Annotated in this window: 3 protein-coding genes; all 3 read right to left on the bottom strand. The window is 68.5% G+C overall.

Annotation, left to right across the window (positions count from 1 at the left end):
• Window positions 1-647 (bottom strand): peptidase (locus V6M42_RS09005; protein ID WP_332678263.1); only part of this gene is annotated, 647 nt, incomplete at its 3' end.
• A 69-nt stretch (window positions 648-716) separates the two neighbouring features.
• Window positions 717-1,544: a transglutaminase family protein gene (locus V6M42_RS09000; RefSeq protein WP_332678262.1), complete on the bottom strand. Its 828-nt coding sequence runs from the start codon at window positions 1,542-1,544 to the stop codon at window positions 717-719.
• A gap of 2 nt (window positions 1,545-1,546) precedes the next feature.
• Window positions 1,547-2,318 (bottom strand): alpha-E domain-containing protein (locus V6M42_RS08995; RefSeq protein WP_332678261.1); only part of this gene is annotated, 772 nt, incomplete at its 5' end.

Genomic DNA, 2,318 nt, shown 5'->3' with positions numbered 1-2,318 from the left:
CGCCGCTGGTCGCCGCTCAGGAAATCGCGCCTCAGCGTGATCAGATCGAACGGCGCCCCGACCCCGACATTGGACCGCATGGTGGTCGAGAACGAGATCAGCCCCAGTTTGACCGCCTCGGCCAGGGGAGAGCTGAAGTCCAGACCGCTCTCCAGAATGGGCTTGCCGTATTTGGCCTCGCCGATCTGGAGGTAGGGCGTGTCGCGCCCGCATTCGATGAAATTGCCCTGGCTGTAGATCAGGAACAGCGCCATCTCCCCGCCCTTGATCTGGCCGCCCAGCAGCATGGAGGCCGAGGTGTTCAGGCTGTCGGCCTGGAGCGCCGGGGCGATCGACAGGCGCACGCTGCGCAGGGCGTGGCCCAGAATCTGCGCGCAGCGGAACATGGACGGCGCGGTTTCCAGCGTCTCCGCCGGATCGCCGACGTTCAGGTGGACGCCCTCCCTGGCCATGGCGAGGGCGGTCTGGGTCACGGACAGATTGCCGGCGGTGCAAACGGCCAGAACCCGGTCGCCCGGGCGATCCACGACGTGCAGCTTGCGATAGGTCGAGATGCTGTCGACGCCCGCATTGGTGCGGGTGTCGGCGATCATCGCCAGACCCTCCTCGACCAGCATTCCCACGCAATAGGTCATGCGGCGCGCCATTCCCGAACGGCAATCATGGCGATGACGGTACCAGATTCGCACGGCGGCGGCGCCCGCATCCGCGCATGCCTATGCCTGTTGCTGGCTCTGTTGCATGTCCGCATCACGCACGTTCAGCCGCACCGCCAGCCGCTCTCCGCCGCCGCCGTAGCTGGTTCCGCGCACCGGCGCCGCCCCCAGATAGTCGAGGCCGGTTGCGACCCGCACATACCGCTCCGTCGCGCAGATGCCGTTCGCGGCGTCGAAGCCCACCCAGCCCAGACCCTCGATCCAGGCCTCGGCCCAGGCGTGACCCGCCTCCTGATCGTCCATGCCGTCGCGGCGCAAAAGGTGGCCCGACACATAGCGCGCCGGCACCCCCATCTGGCGGCAGCAGGCGATGAAGACGTGGGCGTGGTCCTGACAGACGCCCCGGCCGAGCGCGAGAACCTCGGCCGCCGTATGCGTCGGCGTCGTCACCCCGACCTCGAACGCCACCGAGCCGTGGATGCCGGCCATCAGCCGGTGCAGCCGCTCCAGCGGCGGATGGGCCGAGAACTCGGAGGCGAAGACCGAGATCAGCTTGTCCCGCCGCGTCAGCGCCGTGTCCCGCAGGAAGACCAGCGGGGACAACGTCTCCTGGTCGCGCGGCACCACGCCCGCGGTTTCGGTCGTCACCACCTCGCCCGACACCCGCACCGTCAGGCTCTGGGTCGGCTGTTCGGTGTAGAGGGTGTGGACGATGTTGCCGAAGGCGTCCTCGGACTTGCGCAGGCGGGCGTCGACGTCGGTCTCGACCCGCCAGTGCCGGACCTGCTGCGCCTCCGACGATCGGGGCGACAGCCGCAGCGTCTGGATGATGAACCGCGCCGCCCGGTCGTAGGCGTAGGTGGTCGCGTGATCGATACGGATGCGCACTGTCAGCTCAGATACTGTTCGTGGATCGCCTGTCCCAGACGGCCGTTCTCGCCGAGGAAGGCCTGGATGTATTCGTGCAGGCCCGACTGGAAGATGTCGTCCATGCGGGAATTGTCGAACGCCCGCATCCGTTCCGCCGCCAGCCTCTGCGCCGGGCCGCGCCGGCCGTAGTCGCTGGCCAGCCGCTCCAGATAGCGCACGATCGACGCCTGGCAGCTGGCCAGCGACCGCGGCATCTGCCGGTTCAGCACCAGCAGATCGGCCACCAGCCACGGCTTGACGCTGTCCCGGTACACCCAGCGATAGGCCGTCAGCGCCGACACCTCGCGCAGCAGGGTGGTCCACTGGAAATAGTCCAGCTGTCCGCCCACCCGTTCGCCCTCGGGCAGCAGCAGGTGGTATTTCACATCCAGCAGGCGCGCCGTGTTGTCCGCCCGCTCGATGGCCGCGCCGAGGCGCAGGAAATAGTAGCCGTCGTTTCTCAGCATGGTCCGGCTGGTCGCGCCCTCGACCGACAGGGTCATGCTCTTCACCCACTCCAGGAAGCGGGCGAAGTCGTCGCGGCGGGTCGGCTGGCCCTGCTCTTCCAGCCCGTTCCAGGCGCCGTTGATCGCCTCCCACAGCTCGACCGTCAGGGCCGTCCGCACCGACCGCGCATTGGTCCGCGCCCGGGTGATGCAGGCGGTGATCGACGAGGAATTGTCCGGCGCGAAGGCCAGATATTCCCGCACCGACTTCTCGGTCGGCGACCGGCCCAGCGCCTTGGGCGCCCCG

It is taken from the genome of Brevundimonas sp. (assembly GCF_036677305.1).
GTDB lineage: Bacteria > Pseudomonadota > Alphaproteobacteria > Caulobacterales > Caulobacteraceae > Brevundimonas.
The sequence above is the reverse complement of the archived record's forward strand: the minus strand, read 5'-3'. Positions and strand labels throughout refer to the sequence as shown.